This is a genomic window from Arthrobacter sp. TJ-265 (genome assembly GCF_058269135.1).
In genome coordinates this window covers 1,507,667-1,526,063 of record NZ_JBZCND010000001.1, presented here as the reverse complement: position 1 = coordinate 1,526,063, position 18,397 = coordinate 1,507,667, and the positions used below count along the sequence as shown (strand labels likewise).

Annotated in this window: 10 protein-coding genes; 9 read left to right on the top strand and 1 reads right to left on the bottom strand. The window is 69.6% G+C overall.

Annotated elements, in window-relative coordinates:
- From AC4D2E_RS07255 to AC4D2E_RS07225, 7 genes are read left to right on the top strand one after another with little or no spacing between them, the layout of a single operon-like run.
- Positions 1-378, top strand: coding sequence for a GPW/gp25 family protein (locus AC4D2E_RS07255; RefSeq protein WP_490952117.1), 378 nt, complete (start codon positions 1-3; stop codon positions 376-378).
- The gene (locus AC4D2E_RS07250; RefSeq protein ID WP_490952116.1) at positions 378-2,939 is read left to right on the top strand and encodes a baseplate J/gp47 family protein; all 2,562 of its coding nucleotides are present in this window, start codon (positions 378-380) and stop codon (positions 2,937-2,939) included. The genes AC4D2E_RS07255 and AC4D2E_RS07250 overlap by 1 nt, the downstream gene beginning before the upstream one ends.
- Positions 2,940-2,994: 55 nt before the next feature.
- On the top strand, positions 2,995-5,319 hold the full coding sequence (locus AC4D2E_RS07245; RefSeq protein ID WP_490952115.1) for a baseplate J/gp47 family protein: 2,325 nt from the start codon (positions 2,995-2,997) through the stop codon (positions 5,317-5,319).
- 1 nt (position 5,320) lies between these two features.
- Entirely contained in the window at positions 5,321-7,564 is a 2,244-nt protein-coding gene (locus AC4D2E_RS07240; RefSeq protein ID WP_490952114.1) for a hypothetical protein, read from the top strand.
- Between the two features lie 10 nt (positions 7,565-7,574).
- Positions 7,575-11,030 carry a hypothetical protein gene (locus AC4D2E_RS07235; RefSeq protein ID WP_490952113.1) on the top strand — a complete coding sequence of 1,152 codons (3,456 nt, stop codon included), beginning with the start codon at positions 7,575-7,577 and terminating at the stop codon, positions 11,028-11,030.
- A 28-nt stretch (positions 11,031-11,058) separates the two neighbouring features.
- Positions 11,059-12,093: a hypothetical protein gene (locus tag AC4D2E_RS07230; RefSeq protein ID WP_490952112.1), complete on the top strand. Its 1,035-nt coding sequence runs from the start codon at positions 11,059-11,061 to the stop codon at positions 12,091-12,093.
- Between the two features lie 7 nt (positions 12,094-12,100).
- The gene (locus tag AC4D2E_RS07225) at positions 12,101-15,748 is read left to right on the top strand and encodes an eCIS core domain-containing protein (RefSeq protein ID WP_490952111.1); all 3,648 of its coding nucleotides are present in this window, start codon (positions 12,101-12,103) and stop codon (positions 15,746-15,748) included.
- Positions 15,749-16,001: 253 nt separating this feature from the next.
- Here AC4D2E_RS07225 and AC4D2E_RS07220 read toward each other — a convergent pair whose 3' ends face one another.
- On the bottom strand, positions 16,002-16,769 hold the full coding sequence (locus AC4D2E_RS07220) for an AfsR/SARP family transcriptional regulator (protein ID WP_490952110.1): 768 nt from the start codon (positions 16,767-16,769) through the stop codon (positions 16,002-16,004).
- A gap of 956 nt (positions 16,770-17,725) precedes the next feature.
- Here AC4D2E_RS07220 and AC4D2E_RS07215 point away from each other — a divergent pair.
- Both AC4D2E_RS07215 and AC4D2E_RS07210 read left to right on the top strand, forming a co-directional pair.
- On the top strand, positions 17,726-17,848 hold the full coding sequence (locus AC4D2E_RS07215) for a hypothetical protein (protein WP_490952109.1): 123 nt from the start codon (positions 17,726-17,728) through the stop codon (positions 17,846-17,848).
- Between the two features lie 9 nt (positions 17,849-17,857).
- Positions 17,858-17,992 (top strand): hypothetical protein, encoded by a 135-nt coding sequence (locus AC4D2E_RS07210; protein WP_490952108.1) that lies wholly within the window; start codon positions 17,858-17,860, stop codon positions 17,990-17,992.
- Positions 17,993-18,397: the final 405 nt, after the last annotated feature.

The following is an 18,397-nucleotide window of genomic DNA, read 5'->3' as shown; positions in this document are numbered from 1 at the left end:
ATGGTGGCTCCGGTTCGACACCTGCGCTTCCCATTCGGGACCGCGCTCACCGGCGGCACGGTGGCCGAGGAGCCGGACGAGGACGCGTACGCGCGGCAGCTCATCCGGCAGGTCCTGTTCACGGCGCGGGGGGAGCGGGTCTGCCGCCCGGACTTCGGGGCGGGGCTGCGGCGTCAGGTGTTCGCCCCGCTCAACGACACGTCCGCCGCCCTCACCCGCACCCTGGTGTACGAGGCGCTTGTCACGTGGCTCGGCACGCTCATCCGGGTGGAGCAGGTGACGGTGCGCGCCGAGGCCGAGACCCTGCGCGTCAGCGTCGAGTACTTGGTCATCGCGCGCGGCGAGCGGCGCCTGCTCGACGAGGACGTGGTGCTCTGATGGCGGGCCGCGAGAGCAGGCTGGGGGTGCTGTGCCGGCAGGCGCCGCGCGTACTCACCGGCATCGACTTCGTGCAGGTCGTCAACCCCGCGGTGCAGACCAGGCTGCGCGTCTTCTTCCTCATCGAGCCCGACGACGTGACGCCGGTGCTGGCGACCCCTGCGGACCTCGCCAACGCCACGAACGGCGCCGCTAACGTCACGGTGCTGATCACCCCGCTCCGCGCTGGCTCCGGCACTGTCACGGTGACGAGCAAGAACTGGCGCCGCGTCACGCTCGACAGCCTCACCCGGGTCTGCCTGGAGATCGTGGTCGAGGAGCCCGGCGGCTTCGAGCCGTACCGCCTGGCACTGACCCATGTACCGCCGGCCAACGAGCCCGGCCAGCTCGACCCGTTCTCCTCCAGCGTCGTCTTCGACTTCAAGCAGGCGTGCGAGACAGGGTTCGACTGCGAACACGAGCGCGGCTGCCCGCACGACCCCGGGGTCGACTTCCCCGTGGACTACCTCGCCCGCGACTTCGGCAGCCTGCGCCGCGCCCTGCTCGACTTCGCCGCCCAGCGCTACCCGGACTGGCGCGAGCCGATCGCCGCGGACCTCGGCGTGATGATGCTGGAGATCATGGCGGCCCTCGGCGACGAGTTCGCCTATGCCCAGGACCGCTGCGACGCGGAGACCCGGTTCGGCAGCGCCACCCAGCGCGGGAGCCTGTTCGCCCACGCCCGGCTGGTGGAGTACCCACCCGAGGTCGGCCACCCGGCCGGTGGCGAGGTCGTGGTCACGGCGTCCGCGGCCGGCACCGTGCCGGCGGATGCGGTCGTGCACGCGGCCGGGCGCTCGCTCGCCGTCGTCCCGTTCAGCGTCGACACGACCGTGTGGGTGCATCCGTTCTGGAACAGCCTGCCGGTGCACAGCCCGGACCCCGAGCAGGACTGCCTCCCGGCCGGGCAGACCCAGATCCTGCTCGCCACGGGGCCGCTCGCGGCCGGCGCCCGCAACGGCCTCTTCCTGGCGGACTTCCTGCTCGGGCGCCGCGCGATGGTGCTCTCGGTCCCGGCGGACGCGTCCCGTCCGCGCCGCGCCTGGCCGGTGACGATCACGTCAGTGGACGAGCTCTCCGACCCCCTCATCCTCACGAGCGGAGCTCCGACGCCCGTGCTCCGACTGGGCTGGGCTGCTGCCCGGGCGACGCCGTTCGACCTGCCGCTCGACGGCCTGACGGTTTCCGTCAACCTCGCATCCGTGACCGCGGGCGAACCCGTGACGGCGTACGCCCGCGCGGGCGACGACGGCGACGTCGCTGCCGTCCTCGGTGTGCTGCCGCCGCTGGTCCAGGAGAAGGTGCTGCGGGTCCCGCGCCTCGTCGAGCGCGAGGGTCCGTACACCGGCCCCCAGGGCACCGAGCGGACGGTCGTCGCGCGCGCGGGACTGGCCGCGACCGAGGCGACGTCGCTGCGCTTCGACGCCCACGGGGAGCCGCGAATCACCATCCACGAGGTTGCGGCGCCGGTCGGGTTCCCCAACCCGTTGCCGGCCGGCCCTGACGAGTTGCTTGCCCTCTTCGCGGACGACGTGGAATGGCAGTGGGTCCCCGACCTGCTTCGGCTGGACCTCGATTCCCTCGGGTTCACGGTCGAGCCCGGCATGTGGCGCACCGTGGAGACCCACCGGCTGCCGACCGCGGACTTCCCCTTCCGCGACTACGCGACGAATGCCGGTTGGACGGTGAAATTCGGGTTCGGGGACCTCGGCCGCCCACCGACCGACGGGACGCTCCTTCGGCTGCGCTACTACACCGACCCGGGGCTCGACGGGAACGTCGCCGGGTTCGCCGTCGCACTGTCGTGGCCGTTGGGCCCCGATCCCGATCCGCAGCTGACCGGCTTCGTCTCCGCGGTCACCAACCCGCTGCCGTTCGCCAACGCGCTCGCCGAGGAGACGGCCGGGTCGGTCAGGCTTAACGCTCCGCACCACTACCGCGCCCGGCCGCGGCGCGCGGTCCGACCCGAGGACTACAGCTCCATCATCGGGCTCCTCCCGTGGGTCGACCGCGCGCACTCCACCACCCGCTGGACGGGCAGCTGGTCCACCGACTTCGTGGCGGTCGACCCCGTCGACTCGGTGGCGATCACCGACGACCAGCGGGCCGGGCTCGCCACGGAAATCGACTGCATCAGGCTGGCCGCGAGGGACGCACAACCCGTCGACCCGGCGTACCGCGACATTGACGTGGAGGTCCTCGTGTGCGTCGCCGCGGGCTTCTACGCGGGCGACGTCCTCGAGCGCGTCCGCGATGCGCTGGCGCCTCCGCAGTTCTTCGGCCCGGCGCGCTTCAGCTTCGGCGATCCGCTGCGCCGTTCCGCAGTCGAGGCGGTCGTCCAGGACGTGCCCGGGGTGGCCCACGTCGACGCCATCAACGTGCGGGTGCACGGCGTCGGCAACTGGCGGCCCTTCGAGGAGGCCGCGATCCTCACCGGCCCCGACGAGATCATCCGCCTTCAGGACGACCCCGACCGCTCCACACTCGGTCTGCTGCGGGTCCGGACTGCGGGTGTGATGTGAGATGAAGTACGACCCGCCGACATGCTGCCCGCCGGACCCTCACCCCCCGCGCACGGTGATCCAGCCCGGCCAGCGCACGCTCGCCGCCCGGCAGACCGCGATCTTCCCCCAGTGGCGCGCGGCCATGCTGGCCGCCATCGGAGAGCACAGGGAGCTCGCCGGCTGGACCGCCGACCGTGAGGGCGACCTCGGCGTGATGCTGCTCGAGCTGTGGGCCTACGTCCTCGACGTCACGTCGTTCTATGACGCCCGCCTGGCCGAACGGGCCTACCTGCCCACCGCCCACGAGGCCGACACCGTCGCCGAGATCGTGTCCCTGCTCGGCTACGAGCCACGGCCCGCACTCGCGGCCGCCGTCCAGCTCGCCCTGGAGGTGCGGGGTGCCGGCCCCGTGCCCCTTGCCGGGCGGACCGGCTTCCGCAGCGAGGCCTTCGGCGACGAGCCGCCGCAGGTCTTCGAGGTGCTCGACCCCACCGTTCTCTGGCCCCAACGGAGCGCGTGGACCCTCGCGCCCTACCGGCTGGACCGCTACGACGGCACGATACGGTTCGGCCCGGGCGAGGGCCCGAACCGCGGCTCGGTCGTCGCCGTCACCGTCGACGACGCGCCGGTGTTCGCCGGTGAGGTCGCGACCGTGGAGGCCGGGAACCACCCGGACGGCGGCCGGTACCTGCGAGTCACGTTCGCTTCCGGCGCCGACTTCTTCGCCCTTGAGGCGGGCCTGCAGCTGTCGAAGATGCGACCCTCGGTGCTGGGCCTGCGGGCCCCACTCACCGGCATGGTCAAGAACGGGAACGCCGTCACCGGCACACCGGTCGGCAGCACCCTGACCTCCGTCGCGACTGTCTCCGGCGTCACCGCCGCCGGACAGGGATGGGTCGTCCTCGACGCGTTCTACCCCCAGCTCACAGGCGGCAGCGTCGCCGCGATCGAGCAGGCCGGGACGCTCAGACCGGTGAAGATCACGAGCGCGGCACGGTTCGATCACGAGATCACGGTCGGTTCAGGCAGCGCGGCGGTGAAGCAGTCGTTCCCAACGTCGCTCGTGGTCTTCGGCTTCAGCGGGACCCTCAGCGGACGCGACCTGGTCCTCCACGCGCTGCCCCGGCCCCTCGGGGGGCTGGTCCGGCCGGCCGAGCCCCGGCGCGACCTCGCCGACATCAAGGTCCAGCCCGATCTGGTGCCCCCCGTGGCCGCCTTGGGGGAGGCGCCGCCCTCCGGCGCCGCCCTCGCGGTGGGGCAGGCCAGCGGCGGAGCCCTTCTCCAGGGCACCGCCACCGCGGAGGCTGACGGCGCAGGCCGGTTCGTCCCGTCGGAGGACAGCCCGGCCTTCGCGGCACCGCTGGACACCCCGGTCCGCCTGCTCGGCAACGTCGTGACGGCCGTCCGCGGCGAGACCGTTGCCCGCGAGGTCCTGGGCTCGGGCGACGCCGCCCAGGCCTTCCAGGCGTTTACGCTGAAGAAGAAGCCGTTGACCTGGGTGAGCGATGCCTCGTCCGGCCTCGGCCGGCGTCCGCAGCTCGACGTCGTGGTCGACGGCCGGGACTGGACGTGGGTCGAGACGTTGTACGGGGCCGGTCCCGACGACCGTGTCTTCGTAGTGCGGATGAGCGCCGACGGGACCGCGGCGATCCAGTTCGGCGATGGAGCGACGGGCAGCCGGCTGCCGAGCGGCGTCGCGAACGTGGTCGTCGGCTACCGCTTTGGCGCGGGGGCCGCGAAGCCACCGCGAGGCGCCATCAAGCAGGCGGCCGCCGCGGTCCGCGGCCTGACCCGGGTGTGGTCCCCGCTGGCGCCGTACGGCGGCGCCGACGCCGAGCCGGCCGACGCCATCCGGGAGACCGCGCCGGCGGCCATGCTCAGCCTCGGGCGGGCGGTCTCGGCCGCCGACTACCTGGCCCTGGCGCGTGGGTACAGCGGCGTCGTCAACGCCGCCGTCGCCGAGCTCTGGGACCCCGAGCGGCTATGCGTCACGATCGGCGTCGCGATCATCGCCGGCTCCGGGGACCCGTCGCCCGGGCTGGCCGAGTACCTGCGGCAGCGGTCCGCGCCCGGGGTCCCGGTCACCGTCAGCCCGGCATCGGCGGTCGACGTACCCCGCTTCGACGTGGCGATCTCCGTCGCAGACGGCTACGCCGCAGCGTCAGTGCTGGCGCAGGTGACCAGCGCGCTCCTCGACCCCGGGCACGGGTTCCTCGCTCCCGCCCGGGCGCAGATTGGCAGGCCCGTCTTCCACAGCCAGGTCGTGGCGGCGGCGCACGCGGTCAACGGCGTCGCCGGGGTCGACGGCATCAGCCTGGTGTCCGGCCCGATGCCGGCCGCCATGGTGCCCGGTGCCGGGGCGTACTTCGACTTCATGACCCACGGGACGGTGGTGTGACATGGCCCAGGCGCGTCCGGCCCACGACGACTACGAGCGGCACTACGCCGAGAAGATCTGGGCCCTGATCCCCGAGATCTACCGGCACGAGGACGGCCTGGCAGGGCACCCCGGCCAGCTGCGGGCGCTCGTCGGGATCCTCGCCGGGCAGGCGGCGGTGGAACGCCGCAGCATCGACCGGGTCCTGGCCGACAGCCGCATCGACGAGGCCGACGACTGGGCCGTGGCGTACCTCGGGCAGCTGCTCGGGACGCGCCTCCTTCACCCCCTGAACTCGGCGGGCCGCCGGACGGATGTGGGGCACACCCTCGCCTACCGCCGCCGCGCCGGTACCCCGCGGCTGCTCGAGACCCTGGCGAAGGAGGTGGCTGACTGGGACGCCGTGGCCCAGGAGGCGTTCGTCCACTTGCTCCGCTACCCGCACGCCCTGGACCGCACGTTCCCGGTCGGTCCGGTCACCCACACGCCGCAGGGGGGCTTCCCGGACCTGCGGCGGGCCCGGATCGGCGACGTCGTCGGCGGGCCGTTCGAGGATCTCGCCTACCGCCCGGAGTTCCGGCCCAGGCGGGGGACGCGCGGCCGCTACAACATCCCCAAGGTCAACCTGGCCCTCTACCGCAAGTACGCCTTCCCGCTCGCGGACGTCACGCCCTTCCGGCTCGATGCGACCCACTACGCGATCGACCCGTCGGGCCGCGGCCACGTCCCGCTGTTCCAGTCCGGAGACGTCACCCGGCGCGACTGCGAGAGGCCGGCCGAGTGGGACGTCCGCATGCCGATCACCTGTCACCGCCTCAACGCGGTGCTCTACCGGCTGCCCACGTCCCAGGCGACAGGAGGACCGGGCTGGGGCGGCCTGGCCGGCCGGACCTTCGAATCCGCCGAGGCACTGCTTGCGGCGGCGACCGCCGCGGGTTCCGGGAACCTGCCGGCCCTTCTCGCCGCGGCACTGGTCGTCGACACCCCCAAGGCGCGGCTGCTCGCCGACGTCGGCGCCGCCGGCCCGTCGATCAGCCTCGCGCTCGACGGCGCGGCTCCGCTGCCACCGCACGCCGTGGTCGGTGCGGGCCTCGACGTCTGGGCCGACGGCGCCACCGTTGCCGCAGGCGTCGAGGTCCTCGTTGACCCGGCGCTCGGCCTCGTCGAGCTCACCCACGCCACGGGACCGGTCCTAGAGGTACGCCGGGCCCACTACGGCATCCTCTTCCCCGTTGGGGCCGGCACTCACGACCGCAGCAACCGGATCCCGGACGCCGGGCCCGCGCCCATCGCTGCCACCTCACCGGTGCTGTCCGCCGTCACCGGGGACCGGGTCTTCGGGGACAGCCGGACTTATACTCCAACCACGGCAGGCTCCGGGATGGACGTGACCGGGACCGCTCAGCTCTGGGCCGCTGACCGCGAGCGGCCCTTCGTGCTGCTGCGCCCCGCCCCGAACGGGACATCGATCGAGGTCCGGGCGCAGGGCGCCGGAGCTTCCCTGCTGCTGAACGGCCTCTGGCTCGGCTCGCTCCTGCGCGGGACTGCCAAGGGCGGGCCGTTGTGCGAGCTCCGGCTCACCGGCTCCTTCGACCGCGTCGAGTTGGCCGACCTGACGATCGACCCCGGGGGCACGCAGGCGGCCCTGGCCGGCCAGGTGCCCCAGGCCATACCGCACCTGCGCCTCGTCGTCGCCGGCCGGGTCGAGGACCTCGTCATCGGCCGGTGCATCCTCGGGTCGATCCACGAGGCGGCGGGCAGCACGGGCTCGTCCGTCGCGTGCACCGCGGCCCGGGTGGCGGTGACCGACTCCATCCTGCTGCCGCTCGGCGCCGATCCCGTGCTCTCGCTCGCCAGCGCGGAGGTGCGGATCGACCGGTCCACAGTGCTCGGCGACTGCCGTCTCGGCCGTGCCGAGATCAACGACTCCATCATCGACGGTGTCCTCGAGGTGCAGGACGCCCAAAACAGCTGCCTGCGCTTCTCGATGGTGCGCAGCGGCGGCCGCACGCCCTCGCCGTACGAGTGCTTCGTGCTCCCCGACGGGCTGCCACCGGGGAGCTTCGAGTCGGTCCGCTTCGGGGACGCCGGCCTGGGCGTCCTCACCGCAACCTGCCCCGAAGAAGTGCGGGGGGGCGCGGAGGGCGGCACCGAAATGGGCGTCTTCAACCGGGCGCTCGCATCGATCAAGCTCGCCGACCTGTCCGCCAAGGTCGCCGAGTTCGCACCCGTCCAAGCCGTTGTCCAGCTGATCGTCCAGACGTGAAGGAAAAGTCATGACCGCTGATGTCTCCCGCAGCTTCGCCGACCGCGACAAGCTGTTCCATACCGTCGTCCGCCAGCAGGGGCGGCTGCCCACCGACGCGGAGGAGAACCACGCCGCCGAGCTCGGTGACTGGACGCACGACTCCGAGTTTGTCGATACGATCACGCCGCTGGGCACGCCCGACGACGGCTTCGGGATCGTCGTGCCCGCCGGGGTCGACGATGGCTTCGCCATCCTGGCCGGCAGCTACTACGTGGGCGGAGCACGGGTGGAGAACTCCGGGCTGCTCGCGTACGCCGACCAGGTCGACGGCAACTGGCTCACCCAGGACGAGCCGGTGGGTGGCGGAACCCGGGTGCTGGTCTGGCTGGAGGTCGAGGAGCGCGTCGTCACCGGGGTCCAGGACGCCGAACTGTTGGAGCCAGCGCTGCGGGGGGCGGACGGGTCCGGTCGTACCCGTCGGTGCTGGCGGGTTCGGCAGGCGCCGACCACGGCGGACGACTGCGGCGAGGCCTTGGCCGAGGTGCTAGCGCCCGAGGTCGCCGACGCGCTCGACCCGCTGACCGGCGCGATCGCGCCCTCGGGAACACTGACGGTAGGCTTCGACGACACCGATGTCGACCTCGATCTCTGCAAGCCCGCGGTCGAGCCGGGGTACCTCGGTAACCGCAACAACTGTTACCGGATCAAGCGCACCCGCCCCGGCTTCTTCGTGTGGGGCGAGGACAACGCGGCCCAGCTCTACCGGGTTACCGTCGACGCGGACCAGCGCACTATCCGGTTCCTCACCGAGCCCCGCGACGAGTATCTCCGCCCCCGCCCCGGCCAGACCGTCGAGCTGCTGCGCGGCGACGTCCTGTTGCCCAATTATGAACGGGTCGCCGAGCTCGACGGCGACTACTTCCGGGTGACGGGCGGCTACCGGGACAGGTCGATCCAGGTCGGGTCCGACGTCGATCCCGCCTGGCTCGCCTGGCTGGCCACTTCGCCCCTCGACCCGGCGGCGCCGGCGGGCACGAAGCGGCACCTCTACATGAGGGTCTGGACCGGGGGCGGGGACGCCGCCGGTCCCGACGTACCCTTCACCGTCGGCGCCGGGCGGACCCTGGTCGGCACCGGGCTCACCGTCACCTTCGACGGCGCCACCCTGCCGGGCGACGGCTGGACCGTCTCCGCACGTCCTGACGCGCCGACGCGGGTCTTGCCGTGGGCCCTGAGGGACGGGATGCGGGCGCACGGGCCGCGCAGGCACGTGGCCGCCCTGGCCATCGTCGACCTGAAGACCGGCGATGTGCACGACTGCCGGGAGCGGTTTCGACCGCTACACAAGATCCGAACGTGCTGCACCGTCACCGTCGGCCCTCCCGGGAGCCACATCGGTGATGTGGATTCGATCGCCGACGCGCTGGCGCTCGTGCCGTCCGAGGGCGGGACGGTGTGCCTGCTAGCGGGTGAGCACCCAGCCAACGTGGTGGTCGGCGGCCGACGCGATCTCCGGTTCACCGGTTGTCCGGGCAAGACCACCTGGGTGCCGGAGGATCCCGACGAGCCGTTAATCTACGTGATCGACGCGATGCGCATCGGCTTCTCCGACATCGTCTTCGAATCCGGTGCGGCGCCAGCCATTGTGGCCGGTCGCTGGGACCCGTCCGACGACGCGGTCGAGCATGGCGCGCTGCTCGTGCAGGACTGCGTCTTCGTCGCGCCTGCGGGGTGCGCCGTGCTGGCGCGGTCCATGGAGGGTGCGACCCTCCTGCGGTGCCGGGTGCTGGCGGGCCCGTTCCCACAGGCGATCCGGCTCCAGGACTTCGAGAGCCTGCCGGCGGTCTTCCTGCAGGGAGAGGGCCTCGTCGTCGAACGCTGCGAGGTTCGTGCCCGGCGCGAGCAGCGACTGGTCCCCGGGCGGTTGGTCCTGGGCGGCGTCCAGATCGGCGGGGGTTCGCTGGGTGTAACCATCCGCGACTGCCTCATCGAGGACGGCGCCGGCATCGGGATTACACTCGGGTCCATCACGTTCGTGAAAGTCGGCCGCGTCGAGCTCGAGAGGGATGGTGACTTCGTCCTGATGGCGGCGGTCGGGGCGCACGCCTCGAGCGACGCCGGCTCGGTGAAGCGTGGCTGGCAGGACATGCTGCAGGGCTTCCGCCACGTCACCGGCGACGCCGGGTGCATCGGCGTCGAGCCGGTGGACCCGAACCCCAGCGGCGGCGACGAGGTGGACGTGCCCGTCTCGGAGGGGCTGGTCGAGGACGTCGAGATCCTGCACAACCGCGTCCTCGGGATGGGCAGCAGCGGCATCGCGACATACCCGCTCGGACTGTCGCCCGATGGCTCGATCGGCGACGCGGTCGCTGTCAGCCGCCTGCTCATCGCCGACAACCTGGTCGCCGACAACCTGCAGTTCGAGATCAACGTCGACGACAAGCTCCTGCGGGCCTTCTTCCCGGTCGGCGGGATCGCGCTCGCCTTCGCGCTCGACTGCGTATTCCGCGGCAACGAGATCCTGCGCAACGGCAGCGAGTTCGGCGGCGGGGCGTGCGGGATCGGCATGGTGTACGGGGAGGACGTCCGGGTCGTCGACAACCGGATCGAGGACAACGGCCGGTTCGACGCAGAGCGTATTGCAGCCGGACCCAATGCCGGGGTCCACCTGTCAGCCGTAAGGGCCGGGATCGGTGCCAAGGGCGCCGGCGCGATGTCCGGCCGCGACACCCCAGCGCTGACGATGCACGGCAACATCGTCAGCCAGCCTGCGGGTCGGGCCCTCCGGGGGTTAGCCCTGGGACCGGTCATAGTGAACGACAACCGCCTGGTCGGAGGCAACCGAAGCCGGCTGTTCGCGGCGCTGCAGGACGCAGCAACACATCTGTCGTACGCCCAACGAATTCGCACGTCGGGGTCCAGGTTCGACCTGGACCGGGTCGAACTGATCCTCGACCTTCTCGGTGGCGACGCGGTCAACTTGGTGAACTTGGCGGTCGCCACCGACCTTGCGATGATGCAGCAGGAGGTGAGGGGTGACCACAAAGGGCTGGCGGGCACCTTCGCGCAGGTGATGAGCCCCTCCACACCCGGCACCCACCTCCCGGCAACGAGGGCGGCGGCCCGGTTCCGATGCTGCGGGCCCACGATGTTCCACGACAACCAGGTGAGCCTGCACCGGCCGCTTCCCGACGGCCCGCCCATGACGCTGTCGGCGATCTTCATCGCGTCGTTCGACGACGTCGGCTTCGCCGACAACCAGTTCGGCATCGAGCCCGACAGCCGCTTCGCCGTCGTCGATGCCCTCATCATGGGTGTCACAGTGCGGATCACGGGGAACCGCGGGCAGGACGCCGTGCCTGCGTTCCTGTCGGTGGCCAGCCTCGCACTGGTGTGGAACTCCGCAGCCCTGAACCAGACGACCCGGCCCATCTCTGCCGTCGGCCTGGTCGGCTCCGTGGTACAGCTCAACCTGAGCGCGTAGCGTAGTGACGAGAGGAGGGAGCACGCCGATGCGGGACAACGAGGATACCCTGGGTGCCTTGCGGAAGCTGAACAGCCTGGTGCCGGAGCCTCAGGAGGCCCACGGCCTCGTGATGCTGATCGGCAACGGGCTGGGGGAGGCCTTGGTCGTCATGCGGTCCCGGCAGGCGAGGCTGGAGCTCGCCCGGGCTGAGGCCCGCGGCGGGGCGTCGGTGGAGACCCGCCGGGCAGAGGCCGCGGCGAGTGACGCCGCCGTGCGCGTCGCGCAGGCCGAGGTACGTCGGCTGCGCGTCACCGAACCCCGGGCGGGCGCCGGCACGGTCGGAGTCTATGGGCATGTGCTCGACGACGGCGACCCGGTCGTCGGGGCTTTGGTGGCCCTGGTCACCGGCGACGAGACACTCGCCGGCATAGACACCGACAAGGCGGGCAGCTTCGCACTGTCCGTCGACTCCGAGCGGGCGCTCGGCCTGATGGTCAGCATCGGCAAGAAGGTCGTGCACCGCGACGACGAGGCGACGATCGCGCCGGGACCGCTGGCGACCTACCGCCTCGTCGAGCTAGCCGATTCGACGCCCCAGCCGCCGACGCAGCACGGGCGCGGTAGTGACAACCAGCCGGAGACCTCGAGACCCCTGCCGAAGCCGGGAGGCTCACTGACCCAGGTACTCAAGGAACTCACGGCGAGCGGCGTGCCAGTCGCCAAGGTCCGGCTGTCGGCCTCCGGCGACGAGACGCCGAAGGTCACGGAAATCCAAGAGGTCGACGGCGGCGTCGGCCTGAAGGTGCGGGGGCGGCTGACGGACGCCGGCCGGCTGTCGGTGGTCGCCTCCGTTCTCGCCCACCAGCCCGAATCGGAGAAAGCTGGTGTGAGGAGCTCCTCTGCGGCCGCCGCGCTGTTGAAGGCCGGCCAGATCACGACGTGGGACGATGCAGAGCGCGTGTCCCGGCTGAAGCCGGCGGACATGGCGGAGCGATTCGGTCTCAACCGCGCCCAGGCTGCCGCCCTCTCCTCGGCTCTAGCCACCACAATGGCGACGATCGAGATCGTCGAGGAGGTGTAGCTCGCCCGTGCCCGCAGCCAAGCCGGCCAGCCAGGCCAGGGACGCGCCGGAGAAGAAGCCGGCCGGGAAGAAGCCGATCCAAAAAAAGCTCGCGGTCGGCGCTTCCGGGGACCGCTTCGAGCGCGAGGCCGACCACGTGGCCCGCCAGGCGATCAGCCGCGGAGTGGAGGCGGCGTACATCCCCCCCACGATCACCGCGCTGGGGGCGCAGCACGCGCCCCTCCCGCCGGCGACGAAAGAGAAGCCCGACGACGCGGCGTCAAAGCGGGCGGGATCCGTCCAACGCAAGCCGACGCCCTCGCTGCCGAGAGTCGACGACGACAGGCGGCCGGGCAAGCGCGCCCAACGCGACGCAACTGACAGCGGCGGCGGCGTCGCGCCGGCGGGGGTGGAGAGCTCGATCGGTCGGATGCAGGCGGGCGGCGGCCAGGCTCTCGACGGCGGTGCGAGGAGCCTGATGGAGAGCAGCCTCGGCCATGACTTCTCCGGCGTGCGGGTCCATCACGACAGCGGCGCGGCCAGCGCGGCCCGGGCCCTGCATTCGCGGGCGTTCACCGTCGGGCGGGACGTGTTCTTCAATGCGGGGGAGTACCGCCCGCACACCCCCTCGGGCCGCGAGCTGATCGCCCACGAGCTGACCCATACGGTGCAGCAGGGCGGTACTGGTGGCGCGGCACGGGCGAAGGTGCAGCGGACGACCACCCCGGGCACGGGAACGACGCCGCCCCAGCAGGAGGAGCAGGAGCAGGCCGCGACCTCCACCACCTTCACCTCCAGCAGGCTGGCGGGTGGGGGCCTCGACACCACGAACGTGGGCAACACGCGTGGCACGATCACCCTGCCGGCCCTGGGCCTGCCGACTGTCGCGGGCGCCCTGAAGGGGGCCGCGGGCGGGCTGGTGACGCCGGTCGCGGGGCCGGGACGCGCCGTACCCGCGCCGGGTGCGCCGTTCACGCTCGGTCCCGTCCCGGCCCGCGACGACAGCAAGGCCTACGAGGTGTGGACGGCGTACGCGCGCACGAACTTCAAGGCGGGGGTTCGCGCCAAGATGGACCAGATGCGGACCGCGACCCCGAACGTGCCGCAGCTGACGGGGACCGGCGGCGCGACGCCGGTCTACTACCTAACGTTCAAGAACAGCAGCGGGCACGTCTTCATCGGGACCCTCGACGAGCTGTCCGACCAGGACGCCCTGCTCCGGCCCCAGTGGAGCACGACCGGCAGCCCGCTCCAGGGCAGGGGCGAGACCCTCGACGCCGACCATTTCCTCGAGCTCCAGATCGGCGGCAACGACGCCGCGGACAACATGTTTCTGCTCAAGGGCAGCTACAACAGCGCCGTCGGCAGCGCGCTGAAGACGAACATCGACCGGGACCTGAAGGTGATCCTCGACGAGGTCAAGGGCGCACGCTCGATCCCGGCCACCGAGAAGCCGACCGACGTCACGGAGATCAAGCGGAACTGGACGATCCGCTTCGCCACTGTGGCGGCCGGGAACGGCTTCCCGACGGCGCCCCGCGACTTCTGGGCCCCGGCCCAGGTCGCCGCGGGCGCCCACCTCGATCATCTGAAGTTCATGACGGAGGCGGACCTGGTCGCGGCCGGGCTGCGGCTCGAGAGCAACGGGGTCCAGCCGGCACGTGTCCGGATCTTCCCTGGCCCTGGCGGTGGGGCGATGAAGGCCGTCCGGCTCAACGCGGCCGGTCAGGTGGAGGGCATGTCGTTCCTGTACCCGAACATCTGGGTCGTCGGCGGCACGTACTACGGCGGCTCGACCGACCAGGCCGAGACGCGGCTGCTCTCCCTGGACGTCGTTATCAATAAGGTCGCCCGTGGCTCGTCGAACCCGATCGGCGAGAAGCGCGGGCCCGTCGACGTGCTGCGTGACCCGGGGCTCGGCATCGCGGGGTACCTCTCGCGCCAGTCACTGCTCAACCAGTTCGCCAGCATGGACTTCGCCCCGCTGAGCCCGCTGACGTTCGCGGACCTGGGCGTGAACGCCGAGGGGGTGCTGGTCGGTACGGGCAGCATCCTGTCGTCCAAGGCGTTGCTCCCGGGACTGAACGTCCCGCTCGTGCTGTACGGCGACCGCGTCATGATCAGCTTCCCGGTGCCGGCCGAGAACCTCAGCCTCGGGCCGCTCACGGTCAGCGAGGCCGCGCTTTCCCTGGGCGTCGGCGCCCAGGGGCTGTTCATCGAGGGGTACGCCGGGTTCCTAGTCAACGGCCTCGGCTCGGGGTCGGTGACGGCCGAGATGGGCCGCGCCGGTCCGCGGCTCGCTGGCGCGTTCAGCTTCGACACCGACTTCTTCACCCCCGCCCAGGTCACCGCGACGTACGACCTGGCCACCGACACCCTGACAGCCGGCGGGACGCTCCGGGTCGACAAGGACAAGTTCCCTGGAGTCGACTCGGGCACCGTGACCGTGTTCCTCTCGCGGGACCGGCTCGACTTCAACGGCACCATCAACCTGGCCGCACCCCTGGCCGGCACGGTGCTTACCGTCGGCTACACGCCCGACCAGGGGCTGCGCATCGGCGCCGACAACATCCCGTTGCCGTTCGCGAACCTCCCGGCAGTCCAGAACGCGACCATGTCGCTCGCCGCGAGCAGGAGTCCCGAGGGCGGCTGGAGCTTCAGTGGCACCGGCCAGGCGATGCTCGCAGTCCCCGGCGCCACCGGCACTATCGACTTGCGCTACCTCGACGGCCGGGTCACCATGACCGCCGCGGGCCAGGTCGCCAAGGGTCCCGCGAGTGGCACCATCAACTTCACCGCCACCAACGCTCCTGTCGACGAGCACGGCAACCCGGTCGACGGCCCGCCGACCCGCACGATCCGGGCCTCGGGCCAGGGAAGCGTGACCATCCGATTCGGCGACATCCTGCAGGGCACAGCAGGCGTCGAGCTCACGCCGGACAACCGGGTTATCCTCAGCGGCACCATCGCCCTGCCGCCCGAGTTCGAGGCGTTCCCCCGCCGGGACTACAGCAAGGACCTGCTCCACCTCGAGCCCCCCGAGTTCCCCATCTGGGGCGTCTCGGTCGCGGGTGTCGGCGTCGGCGTGTTCGCGTTCGTCGACGCGCGCATCGCCTTCGAAGCGTACGTCGGCGCCGGCCTCATCCGCGGGGCCGCCATCACCGCCGAGCTGGACCTCGACCACCCCGAGCTCGCCACCGTGCATGGGGCGGGCGAGTTCTTCGTGCCGGCGTACGCCGGCCTCACCCTCGACGTCGGCGGCGGCCTCCGCGCCCGCGCCGCGGTCGCCTATGCCCAAGGCCGCGTCGGCCTCCAGGGCACCCTCGGCATCCAGGCCGACACCTCCGCCGGCCTCGAGGTCGACTGGAGCCCGACCGCCGGCCTCGCCATCGAGACCCGGGTCGCGGCCAACGTCCGCCCCAAGTTCCGGCTCGCCGCTAGCGCCTCGGTGACCATCGGCGTCGACCTCCTCGTCACCGACGTCTCCCACACGTTCGGCCCCTGGCAGCGCACCCTCGGCGAGTTCGGCCCCGACGTGGAGCTCGGCGTCGAGTTCCCCGTCCGCTGGTCCGAGGCCACGGGCCTCGACCTCAGCCTGGACAACATCGTCGTCCACCAACCCACACTCGATGCTGGCAGCCTGATGAGCAGTGTCTTCGGCCAGCTAGCTGGCTGAACCGCGTTTTGGCTATAAAATTCCCCGGTGCCGACGGTTCACGTAGTCGGCCGTTTCTAGTGATTGATGCGAGTCTTTAGGACTTCATGCTTGCATGCCACGATGCGCCGGTTGCCCAAATCACGACGCGCTACCTGTGTAGGTCTGCGAATGCTGCCAAAAAGAGGGATTTGACAGTCTCCACGTCTTGCAGGCGATAGTCGAACATGAGTCAAATGCAAAAACCGTGACTCCAGATTCGCGCTCTGCTTATTCAACGTCGCACGCGGTTTCCTCCGGGAACATGTTGGTCGATGAGGCGGGTGAAATCCGGACTCGGCAGAACGCCTAATTCCCGGTAGACGAGACTCCTATACGCTTGATAGCACCGTAGTGCTTCCACAGCGTTCCCCTCGGCAAGATGAACGTTTACCAACGCACGATTCGCACTTTCCCGCAAGGGTTCAATTTGGATTGCGCTCATGGCGGCTTCTACGGCTTCGGCAAACTGCCCCAATGAAGCCAAAGACTGGCAGAGGCGTTCGATTGCATGCAATAAACGCTGTCGCAAAAGTTCACGCTCTGAGACAACCCAATCGTCATACCATCCAGGAAGTAAATTCACAGCCTGAGGTAGTAGCTTTGGAACATGCATGTCGCGACCATTGGGTGCCCTATGAATTACCCTGTTGGCCCAGCCGTGAAGCGTTTGTATGTCAGTGATCGCCCCGTGGCGCATCGCTACACAGGACTTATCGGCTTCGATCACCTGGACGCCTGCCTCTCGAAGCCGCCAAAGAGCCGAACGAAGATTCCCTGCGGCCCTTTCGTCCGTGCCGTCAGGCCATAGAAGTCCGGCGGTCTGGCGCCGGTCCGCCGGACCGCCGTGCAGTGCCACGAAGGCCAGCAATTTCTTGCTGCCCTCGGGAACTGAGGAGCGGATGCCTGCCTGAAGCACGTAAGGTCCGCCGATTAAACAAATAGAATCGGGCTCAAATGCGCCCACCTCGGTCTTTTGGCGAATCTCTGTTGCAAGTGACATCTGGCCTCCGTAGCGTCGTGTCGTATGTTGGCATGATCCTAGATAGCTAGCGTTACCGGGATGTTATTGCAGGATGATTGTCGCCGGGGGAGCCCGGATCGTGCCCTCCGTTAGACGTCATGAGGTGGTGGGCAAAGTGTGCGCTCTGGGCCCTGCCTGAGCGCTGACAGGCTTCGTTTAAATGAGCCAGGCCCTGTGGCACCGGTGCTAGAACCTCGTTCTAACGGCGTGGATAGTCGACCGCATTTGCCCGGCAGGCGGAGCCACATTGGGAGATGCGTCCAAGTCCTGCCGACGCCGGGTGATCGAGCGCTATGCGCGGCCGGTGGAATGCTCGGGCATGTCCGAAGCCCAGGGCGAAGAGCTCCCAAATAGCGGGAGACCATGATTCGAGCTTTCTCTGGAGTTTCCACGAGCATCTGTTCACGGGGCAGGAAGCGGCATTGCTTCGAACCTGACCATGGCCGTGGAGCGGTCCTTCACGGCGGTGTCAGAGGCGACCTGAAGTTTGACGATCATTTCGTGGTCTGCGGAAAGACAAGAGTCGTCGGTCAGAATGGTTGATTGCCGGCGGCCCGGGTGTGGGCAACCTGTGCAGAAATCCCCACCTTCTGAAGGATGCCGAGCGGAAGAGGACGACACGCGGCCAACTGGTCTAGGCGTAACGGGCGTGTAACACACTGGGGTTAATTTGTGACTACGATGACGAGCAGCAAGCCTCTCCTTGAGACTCCCGTCAGGATTGCGTCAGAGCCTTGGACGAAAAATGAACGGCCTACATACATGCAGCACCCATAAGCTATAACCCAACCTGATAGAGGTCCGTTTCAGCTCATCGTCACCATCCGCCCGACCGTTGAGATGCCCACTGCTCGCTTTCCCGTATACGAGGAGCTGAGGTCACAAAAGCGGTGAGATGAGGCGGCCGTGTACTCCCGCAACATTAGGACAAGAGCATGGGCAAAGAAGAGCGCCCGACGTCTCCCGATGCCCTGAGAGAGGATCTGGGCCGGGAGTATGACGCCATCATGAAGGTCGTTTCGGAGTTTTACGGCAGGTTGATGATCGTGAAGGGTTAATCTGTCAGGGTGTCTCTGCCCGCGTTGGGCTTCGGCTTTGAGAAGCGCCACTCCGCCCTGTTCCTGCTAGCGGTAGTCACGGCTTTTGGCTTCTGGTTCATCGACGTGCTGATGAAGCGGCATCAAATGCGGTATCACTTCTGAATGCGGGACATCGAGGTAGCAGCGTTCCATTTTAATCCTTTGGTCATTGACGGCCAGCTTGTCTTTACTTCAAGGTGGACTGGTGGTGGGGCTTCACTGGCCAAGGGGGAGACTTAAAGTCAGATGTTTCGATCAGACGCGATCCTGAGAATGTTCGAAAGATGCTTTCTCGTGCTCCGTTGATGGCCAATGTTTTCCTTCCACACGTCGTGGCCGTGGTGCTTGGACTGACATTCTTTGTGCTCGCCGTTGCCAAGGCGCCAGGCTTTGATCAGCTGCGACTTGAAGCGCCACCTCGTGTCAGTGGCCCGTGACGTCAACCATCATTTGGGCGGCACACGGATTTCCGGGAACGCTGAGTGTGACCCCTGACCACTTGCCATTCGGCCGGTTGAGAGGGGATTG

Bases quoted from the DNA above. Each gene is read 5' to 3' on its own strand.
- AC4D2E_RS07250 (WP_490952116.1), top strand. From the start codon at position 378: ATGGCGGGCCGCGAGAGCAGGCTGGGGGTGCTGTGCCGGCAGGCGCCG.
- AC4D2E_RS07235 (WP_490952113.1), top strand. From the start codon at position 7,575: ATGACCGCTGATGTCTCCCGCAGCTTCGCCGACCGCGACAAGCTGTTC.
- AC4D2E_RS07255 (WP_490952117.1), top strand. From the start codon at position 1: ATGGTGGCTCCGGTTCGACACCTGCGCTTCCCATTCGGGACCGCGCTC.
- AC4D2E_RS07220 (WP_490952110.1), bottom strand. From the start codon at position 16,769: ATGTCACTTGCAACAGAGATTCGCCAAAAGACCGAGGTGGGCGCATTT.
- AC4D2E_RS07240 (WP_490952114.1), top strand. From the start codon at position 5,321: ATGGCCCAGGCGCGTCCGGCCCACGACGACTACGAGCGGCACTACGCC.
- AC4D2E_RS07215 (WP_490952109.1), top strand. From the start codon at position 17,726: ATGGGCAAAGAAGAGCGCCCGACGTCTCCCGATGCCCTGAGAGAGGAT.
- AC4D2E_RS07230 (WP_490952112.1), top strand. From the start codon at position 11,059: ATGCGGGACAACGAGGATACCCTGGGTGCCTTGCGGAAGCTGAACAGC.